This is a genomic window from Paracoccus wurundjeri (assembly GCF_030678915.1).
GTDB lineage: Bacteria > Pseudomonadota > Alphaproteobacteria > Rhodobacterales > Rhodobacteraceae > Paracoccus > Paracoccus onubensis_A.
Window position 1 is genome coordinate 39070 of the sequence record NZ_JAUUTZ010000025.1, and the last position, 16717, is coordinate 55786.

Consider the following 16717-nt stretch of genomic DNA (forward strand, 5'->3'; position numbering starts at 1 on the left):
AGGCGGAAACTATTTGCGTGGAGATTTGACCGGGTAATGCAGCAACAGCCGGTAGCCGCCTTTCATCATAGCGATGCCATGTGCAACCAGGCGCCGGGCCTTGTTGCGGCGCGGATCGTTCTCCCAATCCGTCTTGTCGCCGCGGAAACCAAGTAACACCTCGGCGATGGTGCGGTGGCTTTCACCACGCAACTTCGCGTCGAGCGCGCGCAGGGACAGGATATGAAATTGGCGCAGCTGCGACGGCATCGCGCGAAAATCCGGGCCGGGCGCGCGACCGTTAAGGGAACGCCATAAGCGCCGCGCCGCATGGGCGCGCAGTTCCAGAAAGGCGTCCATAGGCAAGCTGACGGCGTAGAACGCTGGCGCGTCGGGTACTGCCTCGCGCAGCCAGAACTGATGCGCTACGCCATCCACCTGCCACAGTCCGTGCCAGCCATCACCGGCACGTCGCAGTTCGAGGCCGTCGAGATGGGCCAGCGTGAATGTTGGCGCCTCGGGATTATCCGGCTCCAGCGCTGGCGATAGCATGACGGCCTGCGGCTGAAGGCTTGGAATCCAGAATTGGGATGGCGGATCGGCGAGCGTTTCAGGATCGCAGGGGAAATCGCAACCCCCAGCGTCGTGCGAATGCATCGAGCCGGGGGCCTGTAGGGTTCTTCATTCGCGAAATTGCGCGGAAGTCGTGATGATACTCGTCGTCGCGCCGCAGATATTCCCAAGCGAAACCGGCGGCAGGGATGGTCTTCGTATGTCTGTAGTCCGCCGATGTACGCCAATCGATGCCCAACAGCATGGCGTCACCTCCCTATGTAGGGCGGTGTTTCGATTTCAGTACTACCGCCCCTATCACAAGCGTCAGCCATGGCCAGTGACGGAGGTAGCCATTCTTTCAAGATAACCGGATCGTATATCCAATGAACGCATTGGATATGTGCGCCCTCAAAGCCCCGTTCGCCTCGACTCGCGAGCCGGCGGTGCCGGCGAGCGCAATTTCCAACGCGGCCAGTGGGACATGCAGTAACAGCAGATCGGTCCAACTGATCTGGTAGATGCTTTCCATTGTTTTTGGCAGAGCACGGAGCCAAGCACAGGCTCCGGAACTCCTTCAACTCCCGCCTTAGCGTTCGGCTTATGGCTGCTTAAGCAAGCGCCAGGGTTCTTTGCTTCCAGCGCGGCGATAATAGAGGCGACGGCAACGGAACGTGTTCCAAGTCGCGATAAGCGGCTCAAAGCCATGCCACCAATCCGCTTGAATGTCGCCGCAACGGCCTTCGAACACCACGTTTTCCTTTGCGTCGCAAAGCCAGAACTCCATCGGCAGGGCGTCGGCCTGTTCCGGCGTGCCACGGGTAGGAACGCCGTCCGCGTCTTCTCCCATGCCAAGGCAGTTTCCCCAATAGTCGGCGGTCACGATCCAGCGCATTGCAAAATCCTCTCTCGGTCCGTTGGAAAGGTGGGGCGGCTCATGCCGCCGCCCTTCCGTTCTGCTGCTGCATCCATGCAAGCCGTCTGCTGGCCGTCTCGTGGTGCCGGCTGTCCAGTTCGACGCCGATCCAGTTGCGGCCGAGCTGCTGCGCTGCCGCCAAGGTGGAACCACTGCCGCTGAACGGGTCCAGCACAATGTCGCCGGGCTTCGTGAACGCCTCGATGAGCGGCGTCAGGGCCTCGACGGGCTTTTGCGTTGGATGAAGCTTGTTGCCCGCATAGGGGAAGTCGATCACGTCCGGGATGGGGTTTTCGGGCAGACAAACATTGCCCTTCGCCAGCAAGTAGGCCTGCTCATGCTGATAGCGCAGGAACTTCGCCGATGACGCATAACGCTTGCGGAAAACGATATGCCCGACAACGCGGAAGCCTGCCGCCTTCCATGCGTCCATGAACAAATCGACCTTATTCCAGCCGTAGAAGCTGACGCAAAAACCACCATCCTTCAAAACGCGATGCATCTGATTGAAAGCGGGCCGCAGCCAGCGGGAGTTGTCGTCGTTCGCCACCTTCCTGCCGTTACGATCGCGATAGTTCACGAGATAGGGCGGATCGGTCAGAATGAAGTTCACTGATCCCCTGTCAAATGAGCGCATCGCCTGGATACAATCGGCATTGAAAATCACGTTGCGGGAGGTGTCGGTGTTGCCGGTCATGTCTTTCTTCCTTTGGGTTTGGGGTTCAGAGAAGCGAAGCGCCGCTCCTGAACCCTTGCCCGTCGGCGAGACCGGGGTAGCAAGGTGCAAGGGAAGTCTTTGGCACCGTGGAATAAATGAGAGGGGACCCGCTTGCGGGGAGTGGGCCGTTTATGCCGCGAAAGGCCGGAGAGTTCCCTTGTGCCGCGCGAGGGCAGCGCCCTTAGTAATCTGGCGCGACGCGTAGCCTACCGTTCGTGCCGAACTGACCAACCTGAAGATGTGGTTGATATCAACGGAATATGATTCAGTGGAGTTGACGAGCGAAAATAGACGACCTGACTTGCCCACAAAAAGTCTTCGACAATGGATTATTCTACGGTCCACGCATCTTGACCGGAGGGAGGCTCAAAGCCTTGGATGTAGCGCTGTAGGAGATCGTCTGTAATTGGAAAGGCCGCATTAGCATCGCGACGGGAAGCTCTATTAACTAATCGCTTCCGCAGCACGTTCTCTGGAACTTTCAGAAACACAATTTGGCAATGGTGACCATTACGATGCACAAGCTCACCGTAGTCAGCTCGCGTTTGGGATTTCCAGAAACTGAAGTCGATTACCGCCTTTGTTCCTGTCTGCAGCATTTCGACGAGTTGCTCGCGCAGTATTTTCTCTGCCGAAGCCTGCAAGATGGGATATTCATCCTCAGGATAGTCGATACCAAAGCGACCATAGGTACGCCAAATTTCCTCATCTATAGATAGCCGTCGGCAGCCCATGCCCTCTAATGCTTGGGCGAAGGTTGTCTTCCCTGATCCTGCTATCCCGCACATCATGAAGACGATGCGAGGATGAGTACGCAGGAGCGAGGACGCGCGATCAAGTGCTTGCTGAAAGCCCAAGGCTTCCCCGTCTTCACCGGCGCTGATCAACGTACCACTCCAAGCGTCACGAGGCGACTATGCCTGCAACAGCCATCGCTCCCGCAACGACGACAGTTGCAGATACTATCATGAGCATCTTCATGTTGTCCGGTATGGACGCAGATCTATGAATAACGACGTTCGCACCCGCCGCCAACGAGCCAAAAACAACTGCGACCAGACCAGCCCAGTAATTTGCCTTGTACCAAACTGATGCCGAGGCCAAGGTGGTTTCCGTGCGCACCCCGTAAAACGGGTTCGGCGGGACCATCTTGAGCACGAGGGGCATTCCTACCACCGCAAAAAGCAGTGGAATAAAGCGAACCCAGGCAACTTGTTTGTATCCGCGCACACTCTCCTCCAAAGTCTTCACAGCGAATCTCCACTGGACCATGTCGCTGGCTTTGCAACTGATCCGACCACGCCTTACTGGTGAGGTACCATCGACAGAGTCGGCGTCGCGGAAAAACCCAGCTACATAGCACTGGAAACGGCCGTGGCGATGGCTATGCTGACCTCACCAGTCCACTCACTATGACACCTTACCGCAGAAGCCCAGGCACGAAAATCATGGTGACATGGGCAGCTTGGCATTGCTCCAGAGAAGAGCGTGGTGGCACTTGCCGAACATAACACCAAAACGCGGTTGCGTACCAAAAGCAAATGATGCTTGATGGTGCTGAGCTCAGGAGACTATAGTATGATTGATCCCGCGACCCTGCTTACATATTGCGCAATTGTTCTTGGATTCGTCTTTATTCCGGGGCCGGCGACGCTTCTCACCCTTGCACGGGCATCGACCTCAGGCACTAAAGTCGGCATAGCGACCGGAGCCGGAATAACGGCCGGCGACATCATTCATACTGTCTTTGCCGTCGTAGGGATTTCCGCGATCATTGCGGCCTCAGCGACCTTGTTCAGCATAATCAAGTATGCGGGCGCGGCCTATCTCTTCTATCTCGGGATCAAGGCGATCCTGGACAAGACGCCAACGATGCCGGGGCAGGATCAAATCCGCCTCTCAGCTTCCCAGGCATTCCGTCAAGGCATTCTTGCCGAAGTCCTCAACCCTAAAACCGCGCTGTTCTTCCTGGCGTTCCTACCACAGTTCGTCCACCCCGAAAACGGTGCGGTCTTCATGCAGTTAATGATCTTAGGAGTGCTTTTCGCTGTTCTCGGCTTCGTGAGCACGATTGTTTTCGCGGTTGGTGCCGGTGGTCTCGGTGCCTTCGTTCGTCGTCATCCGGTCGTCCTGAAATGGCAGAGCAAGGTGGTCGGGGGAATCTACTGTGGCCTTGGCGTTCGCTTGGCCCTTCAGCAACGATAGCCACCCTCTGGCTCGGAAGACATCGGCCGTTAGGATGCTCATAGGCAGCACTGCGTTTCGGTAGATGGCCGGTGAAACAGTTCAATTTCTCAAAGGGGGCGTGCGGACCAGAGTGAGCGCAACAGGTAAGCGCATCGATTGCCTCAACATCCCCGAAGCCACTTTTTATGAAAGGTTTGGAAACCCCCACAGGAGTTCTGGGGATTTGGGTTGGCCGTGATTATGAAGACCGCTTACTCGGGAAGTTCAGTTGGTTCCGAGATAACTAGCCCGGTCGGACGAGCTTTGGCGCATCTACGTCAAAAAAGTCCGCATGGCGCAGGAGACGTATCCTACCCAATCACGCTGAACTTCCATCCTGATATTACCATTAATGGCGCCTTGGTTATTGACCTCATCGGCCGGCACGGAACCTATCGATCACAATTCGAGACAGGGACCAGCAGTGGTGGCCTCACTGCCTATGAAGGCGGAGAGCGTTGGAGTTGGGAAAGCCGGGTGTTCGGCGCCGCCTATGATAATGCTCATCCGTCGCTGCGACCGAAGTATGGGGCCCTGAACTATCGCCATGACCCCGCCGGCGGCTCTCGCCGATTTGGCTCATGTCACCTTCGTCTAGCCTCGCACGTCCGCTCCCGAACCTCATTCTGCTATCCAGACAGTTATTGGGAGCCTCGGCACTATGCCGTCGATGACGTTCGTCCGCTCATCGTTCTCGCAGAGGAAAACGCATTAGACCTCGACCCATTGCTCGACAACTATATCGAGGCGCATGTCCATGGCACGCTCAATGTGCCGGGAGATGTCGAGGCTGTCGTTCTTGACCCGTCTTTCAAGGACACCAGCATCGAAACAGCAGCAGCCTCGCTCGGGTGCGCGGTAGAGTGGCACGGCGGCTTTCGACTTTCTTTGGATTGTCTGGCCGACTGCGAAACATTCCGGGGTGCTGCTGTAGCCGATGCGATTACTCAAATCGCTGAGTGCGGCGTGGTGACACCGGTTGTAATATGGCGCGCTCGAGATCGTCTGCTCGACTATCAGATGGCTAAGTGGGTTTGGCATTGCGTTGCACGATACGGGGGCGCTTCTCTCCCGGTGACCTGAGGCGCGTGCCAAGATCGATCCAATATGGCTGTTCCTGTATGATCGGTATCACGCGGCTCGTCTTCAGAAACTGCGGGACATTTCACCTTTGACCCGCTAAATTGGCCCCAGAGCAGACGCGCTGCTCTGGGGCGTCGAAACCCCTACCAGTGGCTGGTGCTGGCCAGGATGGCACCACACTCCTTGACCTTATGGTCGGGGAGCCCGTGGCGTATGTCCAGGGCTGCCCGCCTAAAGGCCACGGGGCCGTCTGGTACGGTTTCGAACTCCCCGATCACCAGGGTGACAAGGATGGTTTGCGGGGGCGCACCGCGGACACCATCCAGCAAAAGAGGGAGGCAGGCCAATGCGTGTCAGACCGGAACTCGATCCCGATGTCGAGGACGAAGCTCCCACCGGGCCTGACATCACGATCTACGACGAAGAGCATTTCGTGACCTATCTGCGCTTGCTCGATGCCGACGCTGAGGGCGCAAGTTGGACCGAGGTGGCACAAATCGTGTTACATCGCGATCCCGCATCCGATGTCGTAGGAACACGCCGTTGCTGGGAAAGTCACCTGGCCCGTGCACGATGGATGACGAAGATCGGCTACCGACGAATTCTCGAACAAGCGGTTGATGGGAAGCTGTAACGGCGCGGCCTCTCCAGCGGCACTTCGACCCCGTCGTCTGGCAGACAAAGGAATAGCTGGGATGGAGTGGAGAACGGAATGACAGGATTCGGGCCGTGAGAAAGCTCTCCTTAACTTGGTCAACGAGCTTCGGCGGCAATGCGCTGCTAAACTGGTCGTTCGAGACCTTAAGGCGGATGCCCAAAACGCAGTAACTCGGCGCTAATCCGTAGCGTTAGAATTCGCTCCTCGTTGGCAGCGCGCCTGATTTCGCCTTCGGCAGAAAGTGGCCGAAGTGTAAAATTCCATGTTCGTTGTACCTAGCGTGCCCACTTCGTTATCGCCGAAAACGGGGTGTCCAGCTTTCGAGAAGGCTGTTTTCATCGTCTTCGTCGTCATCTGGATCGCCGTCCAGGCCGATGCTGCTTGAAGACAGAACTGTTAGGACCTTTCCATAGCGCCCCAAGCCGACGGATTCCTCAGATACTGCGGCGTGCGTTGTGCCGCCAAGCCAGTCCCGCACATCGGTCTCGTCACTCGATCGGCCCCCGGCAGCGACGCGGTCAGGGTCCGCTGCGAGCGTTGCTGTCGCGGTGCCCGTCGGCAGCGGTGTACCTTTGCGAATCCAGTCCAGTTTCGGCAGCGACTTCATGGCGTCCGACATGAAGCAGTAATCGATGATGCCGCCGGTGCTGACGATGACAGCGACGGCAGCATCGGACAGTTCCGCGAATCGAATGGCCGTTGCCGTGCGCGAGGTTACGCACAACTCGGCCATCTGGTCGATCGCATCCAGGCCGGGATCGAACCGGTCCATCGCTTTGCGAAATGGCGTTTCTGGCATCAGAAGCCCGGCAGCGAAATGATCCGCCTCCAGCTCATAAGGGTCGTTGGTCACGAATCCGGCACGCGAGACATGGATACCGTCTTTGATGACCTGGTCGATATGCCCCGGCAGGAAGTAATGGCCGAGTTCATGGCTGACGCTAAAGCGTTGAAAGCCGTGGCTGGGAATATGGGTGGCAAAGATGATGCCGAAATCATTACCGTGCCGCAGCAGCATCCCGGATACGCCCTCATGTTCCGCGGGCTTGCCCTGGACCACGATGTCACGGCTCTCCGCGATCGCGAAAGGATCGACCGGCAGCGTTGAAATGCCCTCATCCCGGAGGAATGCTTCCGCTGTCTGCCGGGCCAGTTTCAGGTTGAATATCCGACTCACGGGTCCTTGTCCTTCTTCGCGTTGCGCTTGGCGAGCATCTCCAGAAAGTCCTTGGCGATCTCGCGATCGCTGCCGGTCAGCTTGCCGATGTCGCGGAAAAGGGGGTCGCCCGCCTGCGCCAGTTCCGGGCTGTCCACGCGCCCCAGCAGATAGTCCGTGGTAATCTCCAGCGCATTGGCGAGTCGCCGCAGCGAATCAAAGGACGGCTTACGGCCGGTCTCGAAATGGGCGATGGAGCTGGCCGGCATGCCGGCGCGCGCGCCAAGCTGCTCTTGGCTGTAACCCCTTAATTCGCGGGCACTTTTCAACCTTTCGCGGAAAATATCGCTGGGGCTTTCACTATCGGTCATGTCTTCTCCGTCATGATAAACTTGACGCCCGTTGATCGGCGTCCTATTTTTATAGACATGTATCTCATGTCTTTTCCGACATGGGCAAGCTAAATCCCGGCGGCCCGCCACTCCAGAAGGAAATTAAAGACATGTCCGCACCGGACCCTTTTCATAAGACTGACGCCCTCGATGAGGTGCTTCTCGATGTGGCGGCGCTGATCGAACTCAGCCCGCACGACCGCAAGGTCGCCGAAAACCGCTACCGCCGCCTCAAGACCCATCTTGAGCGCCGCGGCAGCTCCCTCGCGCCGTATCTGATCGACGGCGTCAGCCTGATTTATGCGCAGGGCTCGATCGCCACGAGCACGACCATCCTCAGCGGGACGGATGACGACCGCTTCGACGTTGATGCCATCGTCGAGATCGACGTGCCCGCCGACTGGGACAACAGCCGGGCGCTCGACATTCTGGAAGAGTCGTTGCAGGGATTTCCGGGCGTCAACAAGATCGTGCGCTGCACCCGCTGCGTACAGCTCCAGTTTCCGTTCATGCACATGGACGTCACGATCCTCGACCGGCGGCAGCGCCTCGCTGTAGAGAGGGCCGGCGAAATCTTCCATGCCCCCGACACCGGTCTAGCGTTGCGGGTGCCGTCCAACCCGTGGGGATTCACCAGCTGGTTCCGGGGTCAGGTAGGCGTCGGTCAGGAACTCTTCGCGGAGGCTCTGCGGCGCCACCGCGGCGCCATTTCCAAAAATCGTTTGCACTATCTCGACGAGCAGGAACGGCTGGTCGTCGCCAAGGCCGAGCAGCACGAGTTGCCGCCCGTCATCCCCAGCGCGATCGACGCGCAGGAGGCCGTCGCGCTCAAGCTGCTGAAGCGGTACCTCAACCTGCACTACGAGGATTTGCCCCTGTCGCGGCCGCCTTCCATCTACCTGACCAAGCGCGCCGGCTGCGTAGGGTACATCCCGCTCGGCCTCACCGCGCAGCTCTATGCCTTGGCCGACAGCACGGCCAAGATCATGCGCCAGCATCTTGCGGACGACACTCGCCCGCGCGAAGAAAACCCCTCCTATCCGCCGGACCGCATCAATGACCGTTGGCCGCGGCCCGATGCCCCCGGCCTTGCCGACATGAAGGCGCTGGCCGAAGCACTTGAGCACCTTGCGGCACGGCTGGAATTCATGGCGAGGGCGTCGCTGACCGATATCGCCAACACGATCGACGAGTTGTTCGGCGAGCGGATCGGCAGGGAACAGCGTGCCATCCTGATGGAGCGCTACGACCGCCGGGACCGGGTGGAGCCGGTGCTTTCCGCGCCGCGCACCGGCGGCATCTATGCCCCGGCCGTCGTTGCCGCGCCGGAGCGTTTGCGTGAGGTGCCGCGCCACAATTTCCATCCCTTCATTCTCGGTGCACCGACGGACGACCCGGATGAAGACTGACGGGGCGCGCTCGCCCAATGCCCAGCTCAAGGCGATGGCCGCCCAGTGGCCGGACTTCCAGGGCCGGAGACTGGGGGATGGCACATTGGCATGGCGGGGGCCGCTGCGGCCCAAAGCCCGGCTGTATGAAGTGTTCCTCTTCTGGAAGCCGGGCGCGATGACGCTGCCCTATGTCATGGTCATCGATCCGCCGCTGGAGCCGCGGCCGGGCGGCACTTTCGCTGAAATCCCGCACCTGATCTACGATGCGAACGATCCCCCCAGCTCCGGCCTGTGCCTGTTTGATCCCGAGGGCGGCGAGTGGTCCGCCGCGCGCCTGATCGCGGAGACGACTATCCACTGGACCGCCGAATGGCTCGCCTATTACGAGCTGTGGCACCTGACGGGCGAATGGCTCGCGTCCGGCGTCGGCTACGAAAGCGTAGCGCGCATGCACGCCGCCGACGCGCAGATCATCCGGGAGGTGAAGGCCGATGTTCACTGACCGCCGCGCCAACAGCCTGCCGACCCGCCGCGCGCGCCAGCCTTGGCCGTCGGACAGGCCGTTCAAAATCCTCTCGCTCGACGGTGGCGGGATCAGGGGCATCTACACCGCCGAAATCCTGCGGCGTTGTGAAGAGAATTTCTGCGATGGCGCGCCGCTGGCTCAGTATTTCGACATGATCGCCGGCACATCGACCGGCGGCATCATCGCCCTCGGCCTGGGACTGGGTATTCCGACCGCCGAGATCAAGGGGTTTTACCACGATGACGGTCGGAAGATATTTCCGCCGCTGCCGGGTGGATGGATCGGCCGGGTCCGCCGGTTCCTGCGATCCCTCAACGGCCCGAAGCTGGTTCATGAAGAGCTGGAAGAGGCCCTGAAGCGCCGGTTCACCGATCATCTTCTCGGCGACTCCATGACCCGGCTGGTCATTCCGGCCTTCATGATGCCGAAGACTGAAATCGCCGTTTTCAAGACCGATCATCACAGGGACTTCAGGAACGATCACGCGACCCCGATGTGGAAAGTGGCGCGAGCAACTTCAGCAGCGCCCACCTACCTCAAGGGGCTTGAGCACGAAGAGAGCGGTCGGATTTTCATCGACGGCGGCGTATGGGCCAACAATCCGATTATGGTCGCGCTCGTCGATGCCATCACTGCCTACGCCATAGGTTTTGACCAAGTGGAGATTTTCAGCATCGGCACCGGCAATGCGCCCTTCGCACTGCGCAAGCCCGACGTGTTCCGGGGGCTGATCGCGTGGCGGGAGGCGATCAAGGCGGCGATGTTCCTGACCACCGACAACGCGACCGCCCAGGCGAAGTTGTTGCTCGGGCCTGACCGCTGCCTGCGTATCGAGCCCGACGAATCCGATACGGCGATCGAGATGGACGACTATGACGAAGCGTTTGCCCGCCTGCCGGACCGGGCTGCGGAGCATTTTGAAAGCAGGCGCACCGAGATTTCCTCCTTCTTCCGGAATAGGGTGTTGCCGCGGGAGAAGCATTTTTCCGGGAAGTAGCCTATCCGTGTGTGTCTGCGGACTTGGGGTCGCACCCGGCGCCCGACATGCCGACCTGAAGGTCCGCTTCTTCCTGAACGATCAGGACCGGCTTGGACACATGCTCCGCCAGCCGGACTGGATCCAGAGAGAACGCGCTGATGAGGGGGTCTTGAATGGCGGGTGCGGACAATGGCATCAGAGGCGCGGGCAGATCGGTTGCGTCAACCCGGTTACCGCCGCGAGGGCATCGATAGCCGCGTCGGCTTGCGGCAGAAGCGGGGCGTTGGCCGGATTGGCATGGAGCTGCCCCCTCAGCACCTCCCCGAGCGGGTGGCCGTGGGTCGCGACGAGGATCAGTCAGCAGATGGCATGGCCCCTGCCTGCAAGATATGCATCAAAACCTATTAACCTTACAAATCCTCACAAAAAGGCTGGGCTCTTGGCCTTTTTCAACCGCGAGTCTTTGTCACAATGACGAAGGCACCCGCGATCTGACTTGAAGCAACCGCCGTGCGCAACCGTTACGAGCGCAGGTAACGCAACGCGAGAATTGCCTCGCCTAACTTGTCGTTGCCGATCTCCACTGCAGCATACTCTCCAAATTGCGGCCAGTCCTTATTGTACGCTATTATATCCTATACGCCGCACGGCTGCATTGGGGGACTTTCTTTTCATGCGCGAACGGTTCTTCGATGGTCCCTGCCCCTTCCGGGCATGGGATTTCTGGAGACGATGGCGCTCAAACGCGACAGGATCAGCATCGAGGTCATAGGGCCGGAAGCGGGCCGGAGCGATCCTGCGCGCGCCGATGCAGCCATCCGCTCCCTCGCCCAGCTGATCGGCCGCCAGATCGCCCGCGAGCAGTTCGAGCGCAAGATCGCGCTGGAACGCAGGGCGCAGAAGAAGCTTCTGGCAGGCGAGGATGCGTGATCCCGGCCTTGTAAAAACACGAATTACACGTATAATTCAGGTGCCCCAAGCTAAAGGATGCCTGCCATGCCGACAGTCGGTTCCCTCGAATTCCAGCGCAAGTTCGGAGAGTTCCAGCATCAGGCGCAGCGCGAGCCGGTGGAGATCACCCGGCACGGGCGGCGCGAGTTCGTGCTGATGTCCGCCGACCACTACGACTGGCTCCGCGCCGCCGCGCAGCGTACGCACCGCTCGGCGGACGCCGCCGATGTGGTGATCGACGCCGTTGAACGGGCCGAGATGGACCCGGAACACGCCCATCTCGACGACCTGCTGAAGTAAGGTCGGCGACGTGGCGATCCCTGAACCGAAGCCCGGCCTTGTCATCCGCTACGATTACCTCTGGACGCATGAGGCTGCCGCCGGCCAGGATCAAGGCAAGGACCGTCCGGCCTGCCTCGTCGCCGCGACCGATGCCCTTGTTCGCCCGCGCCATGTGGTGCTGCTGCCGATCACCCACACGCCGCCCTCCGGCGAAACGTTCGGCATCGAGATCCCGGCGAAGGTCAAGCAGGCCATCGGCCTCGACGACGCGCCGAGTTGGGTGATCGTCTCGGAACACAATATCGACGAATGGCCCAATGGCGGGCTGTCGCCTGTTCCCGGCAGGCGGGGCGCGTTCGCCTATGGCTTCATTCCGCCGGGGCTGTTTGCGAAGATCAGGGCCAGCTTCCTCGAACTGGCCCGCGCGAAGAAGAGCGGCGCGGTGCGCCGCTGACCATGGAGTTTTAAAAGGACCGGCCGATGACCCGCGTTGCCCTTTATGCCCGCTATTCCTCCGACAACCAGCGGGACGCCTCGATCGAGGATCAGTTCCGCATCTGCCGCGAGCAGGCGAAGCGCGAGAAGTGGAAAGTGATCGGCACCTACAAGGACGCGGGGATTTCGGGAGCGAGCATGATCCTGCGTCCCGGCATTCAGGCGCTGTTGCAGGATGCGCAGTCGGGACAGTTCGATATCGTGCTCGCCGAGGCGCTGGACCGCATCTCGCGTGACCAGGCCGATGTGGCGACGCTGTTCAAGCACCTGAAGTTCGCCGGCGTTCCCATCGTCACGCTGGCGGAGGGCGAGATCAGCGAGCTTCATGTCGGGCTAAAGGGCACGATGAACGCGCTGTTCCTCAAGGACCTCGCCGCCAAGACGCATCGCGGCATCCGTGGCCGCGTGGAGGAAGGCAAGTCGGGCGGCGGGCTTTGCTACGGCTACAAGGTCGTGAAGCAGCTCGATGCGCGCGGCGATCCGATCCGGGGTGACCGCGAGATCAATGAGGCTGAGGCCAATGTCGTGCAACGCATCCTCCGTGACTATGCCGCGGGGATCAGCCCGCGCATCATCGCCAGGACGCTGAACGAGGAAGGTGTCCCCGGTCCCGAAGGACGGCTCTGGAACGACACCACCATCCATGGTCACGCGAAGCGCGGCACAGGCATCCTCAACAACGAACTCTATATCGGCAAGCTGATCTGGAACCGGCTGCGCTACATCAAAGACCCGTCGACCGGAAAGCGCGTCTCGCGGCTGAACCCGGAATCGGAATGGATCGTCAAGGACGTTCCCGACCTGCGCATCGTCGACGATGAACTCTGGCAGGCTGTCAAGGCCCGGCAGGCCGCGACCTCCGCCAAATATGCCAATGTCGCCGAAGGCATTCACAAGCACCACAGGAAGAACCGCCTGAACGGCACCCACCGGCCGAGGACCCTGCTGTCCGGTCTGGTGTTCTGCGGCTGCTGTGGCGGGCCGTATTCGATTCGCGGCTCGGATCGCTTCGCCTGCTCAACCCATGGGACCAAGGGCACCTGCTCCAACAGCCGGACGATCCCACGCGAGGAGTTGGAGCGGCGCGTGCTTGCCGGCCTCAAGGAGCGGATGATGACGCCCGAAGTCGCGGCGGAAGCGATGCGAGCCTATGCCGAGGAAACCAATCGGCTTAACCGGGAACGCCGCTCAAACGGCGATGTGTGGAAGGCCGAGCTGGTGAAGGTCGAGAAGCAGATCAGGGGCATCATCGAGGCGATCAAGGCGGGCATGTTCCACCCGAGCATGAAGGGCGCGATGGATGCGCTCGAGGCGCGTAAGGCCGAACTGACCGAGCAACTCGTCGATATTCCCGAGGACACGCCGGACCTGCTGCCGAGCGCCTCGGCGATCTATGCAAGGAAGGTCGCGGCGCTGACCGCCGCGCTTGCCAAGCCCGACGAACGGCCCCAGGCGGCTGAGGCGCTGCGGATGCTGATCGACAAGATTGTGCTGACCCCCGGCCCGGAACGCGGAGAAATCTACGCCACGCTGCACGGCGAACTGCGCACGATCCTTGAATGGACTGAGCGTCAAGCTATTGGAAAGGCTGGTAAAAAGACAAAACCCGCCGTTGGTGCGGCGGGTTTGTCGGTCTCAATGGTTGCGGGGGCTCGCAACCAACGATACTTGCGATTGATCGAGCGCGAGATCCCTAAGCTTGCTGCATAACGTAGCTGACTGTTCTATATGGAACAATAGAACTGTTGGGCTTCATCTGCATTGAACATCGCGCCTGTTATGGTCAGCTTCTCAAGAATCAAACTGCATCAATCCTGCAATGGAGAAGCCTCCGTCGACCGCCAGAATTTGGCCGTTGACGTAGGAGGCGTCCTCACCGAGCAGGTGGAGAGTCATCTTCGCAATCTCTTCAATGCGACCATAACGCCCCAGTGGCACGCGCGAGACCCAATTCTGTCGTGTCACTGCGTCGTGCCAGCGTTCTGTCATGGGCGTTTCGACCGGTCCGGGCGCTATGGCATTCACGCGGATGCCGCGAGATGCCAGTTCGACCGCCATGATGCGTGTCATGGTGTTGGCGGCACCTTTCGAGGCGCCATAGGCGACCCTTCCAACATTGCCCTGCATACCCGAGACCGAGGTGATGTTGACGATGGCTCCTGCCTCCATTCTCCCCACCGCGGCTTGCGAGACATTGAATGAGCCCACAACATTTACGTTCAGGATGGACAAGAATTGGGCGCTTGTCGTATCCTCGATAGCGACATTCTGACCAATTCCAGCGCAGTTCACCACGCCGTCGATGCGGCCGAAATGCTCCATAACCTTCTCGATTGCGGCGCGGACATCGGCCTCAACAGTGATGTCGATGCCGATGCACAATACGCCTTCGGTCTTGGTCCGCAGCGCTTCCAACCCAGAACCCGGCAAGTCGAATACTGCACATCGCCAGCCTCGCGCGATCGCTTCATCGAGAATGCCGCGGCCGATCCCGGAGGCGCCGCCGGTAAGGACTACCACTTTTTCCATGACGATCCCCTACAGCCAGCGACGGATATTTTCTGTCATTGCCTCACGGGTAATCCCATAGCGGTGCTGCAACACAGGAAGGGTGCCTGCATCAAGGAAGCGGTCCGGCAAGGCGATGCGTCGCAGTTCGGGGCATACGCCATTCATCGCCAGAGTGCTGGATACCGCCTCGCCCAGGCCGCCGATACTGGAGTGGTTTTCCGCAGTAACGACAAGGCGACCAGTCCGCCTGGCTTCGCGAAGTATTGCCAACTCATCCAGTGGTTTGATTGTGGGCACGTGCAAGACGGCAACATCGATACCGTCACTCTTCAGTTCCTTGGCGCTGTCCAGGGCGCGCATCGTCATGAACCCGGTTGAGATGATCAGCACATCGCTGCCGCCGCGCAAAAGGGCCGCCTTTCCGATCTCGAATCGATAATCGTATTGATCAAGGACACGGGCCACGTTTCCGCGCAGGATCCGGGAATAGACCGGTCCGTGATGATCGGCCAATGCCGGGACCAATTGCTCGATCTCATAGGCATCGCATGGGTCGATAATCGTCAGGTTCGGCATTGCCCGGAAAATGGCAATGTCATCGGTGGCTTGATGGCTGGGACCATAACCGGTGGTCAGGCCGGGCAAACCGCCAATCAGCTTGACGTTGGCGTCCTGCTCGGCAACCGCCTGCGACATGAAATCGTAGCAGCGGCGCGAGGCGAAGGTGGCGTAGGTCGTTGCAAAGGGTATGAAGCCTTCTTTGGACAGGCCGCCCGCAGCTGTTGCCATCAACTGCTCGGACATACCCATCTGATAGAACCGATCGGGATAAGCCTCCGCGAAGATGTGGATATCGGTGTATTTCGCCAGATCTGCACTCATGCCCACGATTTCGGGGCGAGTGCGGCCGAGTTCGATCAATGCATTTCCGAACGGCATCGAGGTCGTAGGATGTCCTTCGTCGATAGCAGAGGCTGTGATGTCGGGGGACTTGGTCTTGAGCATTGTGTTTTCCTTGTGAAGCTGCATGTTCATTGCACTGACGAGGCCTCGAGTGCCTGATACGCGCGCTTCCAGTCGTCAGGCTGAAGGCGGATGAAGTGGCTTTTTTCACGGCCTTCCAAGAAGTCGACACCGCAACCCATCTTTGTGTCGCAGATGATGATGCGAGGCTGGGGCTCCGGATGCTCCCGGGCCCGGTCGAAGGCGGCCACTAGCGCCGACATATCATTCCCGTCGATGCGCTGGACATAGAATCCGAAGGCTTCGAATTTGGCGACCACGGGCTCTGTATTCATGACCTTGGTCGACGGGCCGTCGGCCTGCACCTGATTGAAATCGACGACCGCAATGATGTTATCAAGCTGATAGCTTGCGGCGGAGATCGCAGCCTCCCATGTCGGCCCTTCAGCCAACTCACCATCACCCATCAGAGTATAAATAAAGGATTTTGATTTCTTTCGCTTCAATCCAAGGCCCATACCGACAGCCATGGGTAGACCAAGACCGATCGATCCTCCTGACATCTCGGCGCCTGGCGTGTAAGAGGTCATACCAGACATTGGCAGGCGGCTGTCATCAGCAGCATATGTGATCAGCTCTTCTTCGGGCAGATATCCCGCTGCAACGAGGACAGAGTAATGCGCAATGCCGTAATGTCCGGGCGACAACAGAAACCGGTCGCGATCTTCCCAGCTCGGCTGATCCGGGCGATGGTTCATCGCATGGAAGTAGGTCACGGTCAGAACATCGGCAACGCCGAGCGCTTGTGCGATATAGCCTTGTCCTTGTGTCTCGGCCATGACCAGCGCGTTATGTCGCACGCGGCGGGCGTGATCCTTCAGGCTGGAATTGTGCAGATTCGTGATTTCGTTCATGTCAGATCCTTCCGAAATTTCTGGA

21 protein-coding genes are annotated in these 16717 nt (G+C 59.7%); 10 read left to right on the forward strand and 11 right to left on the reverse strand.

Annotated features, from left to right (window positions below):
* Window positions 1–9 precede the first annotated feature (9 nt).
* The 6 genes from Q0601_RS19730 to Q0601_RS19750 form a co-directional block, all read right to left on the reverse strand.
* Window positions 10–531 carry a DUF2285 domain-containing protein gene (locus Q0601_RS19730; RefSeq protein WP_305291629.1) on the reverse strand — a complete coding sequence of 174 codons (522 nt, stop codon included), beginning with the start codon at window positions 529–531 and terminating at the stop codon, window positions 10–12.
* A 58-nt stretch (window positions 532–589) separates the two neighbouring features.
* A complete protein-coding gene (locus Q0601_RS24740) occupies window positions 590–796 on the reverse strand; it encodes a transcriptional regulator domain-containing protein (RefSeq protein WP_244630474.1) in 207 nt (68 codons plus the stop codon).
* A 336-nt stretch (window positions 797–1132) separates the two neighbouring features.
* Window positions 1133–1426 carry a hypothetical protein gene (locus Q0601_RS19735; RefSeq protein ID WP_305291630.1) on the reverse strand — a complete coding sequence of 98 codons (294 nt, stop codon included), beginning with the start codon at window positions 1424–1426 and terminating at the stop codon, window positions 1133–1135.
* Window positions 1427–1466: 40 nt separating this feature from the next.
* Window positions 1467–2144: a DNA methyltransferase gene (locus tag Q0601_RS19740; protein ID WP_305291631.1), complete on the reverse strand. Its 678-nt coding sequence runs from the start codon at window positions 2142–2144 to the stop codon at window positions 1467–1469.
* A 350-nt stretch (window positions 2145–2494) separates the two neighbouring features.
* On the reverse strand, window positions 2495–3052 hold the full coding sequence (locus tag Q0601_RS19745) for a P-loop nucleotide/nucleoside kinase family protein (protein WP_305291632.1): 558 nt from the start codon (window positions 3050–3052) through the stop codon (window positions 2495–2497).
* 16 nt (window positions 3053–3068) lie between these two features.
* Window positions 3069–3416, reverse strand: a complete 348-nt coding sequence (locus Q0601_RS19750) for an SdpI family protein (RefSeq protein ID WP_305291633.1) — start codon at window positions 3414–3416, stop codon at window positions 3069–3071.
* Between the two features lie 327 nt (window positions 3417–3743).
* Between Q0601_RS19750 and Q0601_RS19755 the strand changes: the two genes are divergently transcribed.
* The 3 genes from Q0601_RS19755 (at window position 3744) to Q0601_RS19765 (ending at window position 6108) form a co-directional block, all read left to right on the forward strand.
* Window positions 3744–4370 carry a LysE family translocator gene (locus Q0601_RS19755; protein WP_305291634.1) on the forward strand — a complete coding sequence of 209 codons (627 nt, stop codon included), beginning with the start codon at window positions 3744–3746 and terminating at the stop codon, window positions 4368–4370.
* A gap of 285 nt (window positions 4371–4655) precedes the next feature.
* Window positions 4656–5474 carry a DUF3626 domain-containing protein gene (locus tag Q0601_RS19760; RefSeq protein ID WP_247881901.1) on the forward strand — a complete coding sequence of 273 codons (819 nt, stop codon included), beginning with the start codon at window positions 4656–4658 and terminating at the stop codon, window positions 5472–5474.
* A 346-nt stretch (window positions 5475–5820) separates the two neighbouring features.
* On the forward strand, window positions 5821–6108 hold the full coding sequence (locus Q0601_RS19765; protein WP_305291635.1) for a DNA -binding domain-containing protein: 288 nt from the start codon (window positions 5821–5823) through the stop codon (window positions 6106–6108).
* A gap of 316 nt (window positions 6109–6424) precedes the next feature.
* Here Q0601_RS19765 and Q0601_RS19770 read toward each other — a convergent pair whose 3' ends face one another.
* Window positions 6425–7309 carry an ImmA/IrrE family metallo-endopeptidase gene (locus tag Q0601_RS19770; RefSeq protein ID WP_305291636.1) on the reverse strand — a complete coding sequence of 295 codons (885 nt, stop codon included), beginning with the start codon at window positions 7307–7309 and terminating at the stop codon, window positions 6425–6427.
* Window positions 7306–7659 (reverse strand): helix-turn-helix domain-containing protein, encoded by a 354-nt coding sequence (locus tag Q0601_RS19775; RefSeq protein WP_151599372.1) that lies wholly within the window; start codon window positions 7657–7659, stop codon window positions 7306–7308. The genes Q0601_RS19770 and Q0601_RS19775 overlap by 4 nt, the downstream gene beginning before the upstream one ends.
* A gap of 131 nt (window positions 7660–7790) precedes the next feature.
* Between Q0601_RS19775 and Q0601_RS19780 the strand changes: the two genes are divergently transcribed.
* The 7 genes from Q0601_RS19780 (at window position 7791) to Q0601_RS19810 (ending at window position 14014) form a co-directional block, all read left to right on the forward strand.
* Window positions 7791–9089, forward strand: coding sequence for a nucleotidyltransferase domain-containing protein (locus Q0601_RS19780; protein WP_305291637.1), 1299 nt, complete (start codon window positions 7791–7793; stop codon window positions 9087–9089).
* Entirely contained in the window at window positions 9079–9573 is a 495-nt protein-coding gene (locus tag Q0601_RS19785; protein ID WP_305291638.1) for a hypothetical protein, read from the forward strand. The genes Q0601_RS19780 and Q0601_RS19785 overlap by 11 nt, the downstream gene beginning before the upstream one ends.
* Entirely contained in the window at window positions 9563–10594 is a 1032-nt protein-coding gene (locus Q0601_RS19790) for a CBASS cGAMP-activated phospholipase (RefSeq protein ID WP_305291639.1), read from the forward strand. Before Q0601_RS19785 ends, Q0601_RS19790 begins: the two co-directional genes overlap by 11 nt.
* A 714-nt stretch (window positions 10595–11308) precedes the next feature.
* Entirely contained in the window at window positions 11309–11506 is a 198-nt protein-coding gene (locus tag Q0601_RS19795; RefSeq protein ID WP_305291640.1) for a hypothetical protein, read from the forward strand.
* Between the two features lie 66 nt (window positions 11507–11572).
* Window positions 11573–11827, forward strand: coding sequence for a type II toxin-antitoxin system prevent-host-death family antitoxin (locus Q0601_RS19800; protein ID WP_305291641.1), 255 nt, complete (start codon window positions 11573–11575; stop codon window positions 11825–11827).
* Between the two features lie 10 nt (window positions 11828–11837).
* Complete coding sequence (locus Q0601_RS19805) at window positions 11838–12263, forward strand: hypothetical protein (RefSeq protein WP_305291642.1); 426 nt, start codon at window positions 11838–11840, stop codon at window positions 12261–12263.
* Between the two features lie 26 nt (window positions 12264–12289).
* Complete coding sequence (locus tag Q0601_RS19810) at window positions 12290–14014, forward strand: recombinase family protein (RefSeq protein WP_305291643.1); 1725 nt, start codon at window positions 12290–12292, stop codon at window positions 14012–14014.
* A gap of 81 nt (window positions 14015–14095) precedes the next feature.
* Here the strand turns inward: Q0601_RS19810 and Q0601_RS19815 are convergent, their stop codons facing one another.
* Genes Q0601_RS19815 through Q0601_RS19825 form a run of 3 tightly spaced genes read right to left on the reverse strand, consistent with a single transcriptional unit; the run spans window position 14096 to window position 16692 of the window.
* Entirely contained in the window at window positions 14096–14833 is a 738-nt protein-coding gene (locus Q0601_RS19815; RefSeq protein ID WP_305291644.1) for an SDR family NAD(P)-dependent oxidoreductase, read from the reverse strand.
* Between the two features lie 9 nt (window positions 14834–14842).
* A complete protein-coding gene (locus tag Q0601_RS19820) occupies window positions 14843–15820 on the reverse strand; it encodes a transketolase family protein (protein ID WP_305291645.1) in 978 nt (325 codons plus the stop codon).
* Window positions 15821–15846: 26 nt separating this feature from the next.
* On the reverse strand, window positions 15847–16692 hold the full coding sequence (locus Q0601_RS19825) for a transketolase (RefSeq protein WP_305291646.1): 846 nt from the start codon (window positions 16690–16692) through the stop codon (window positions 15847–15849).
* Window positions 16693–16717 lie beyond the last annotated feature (25 nt).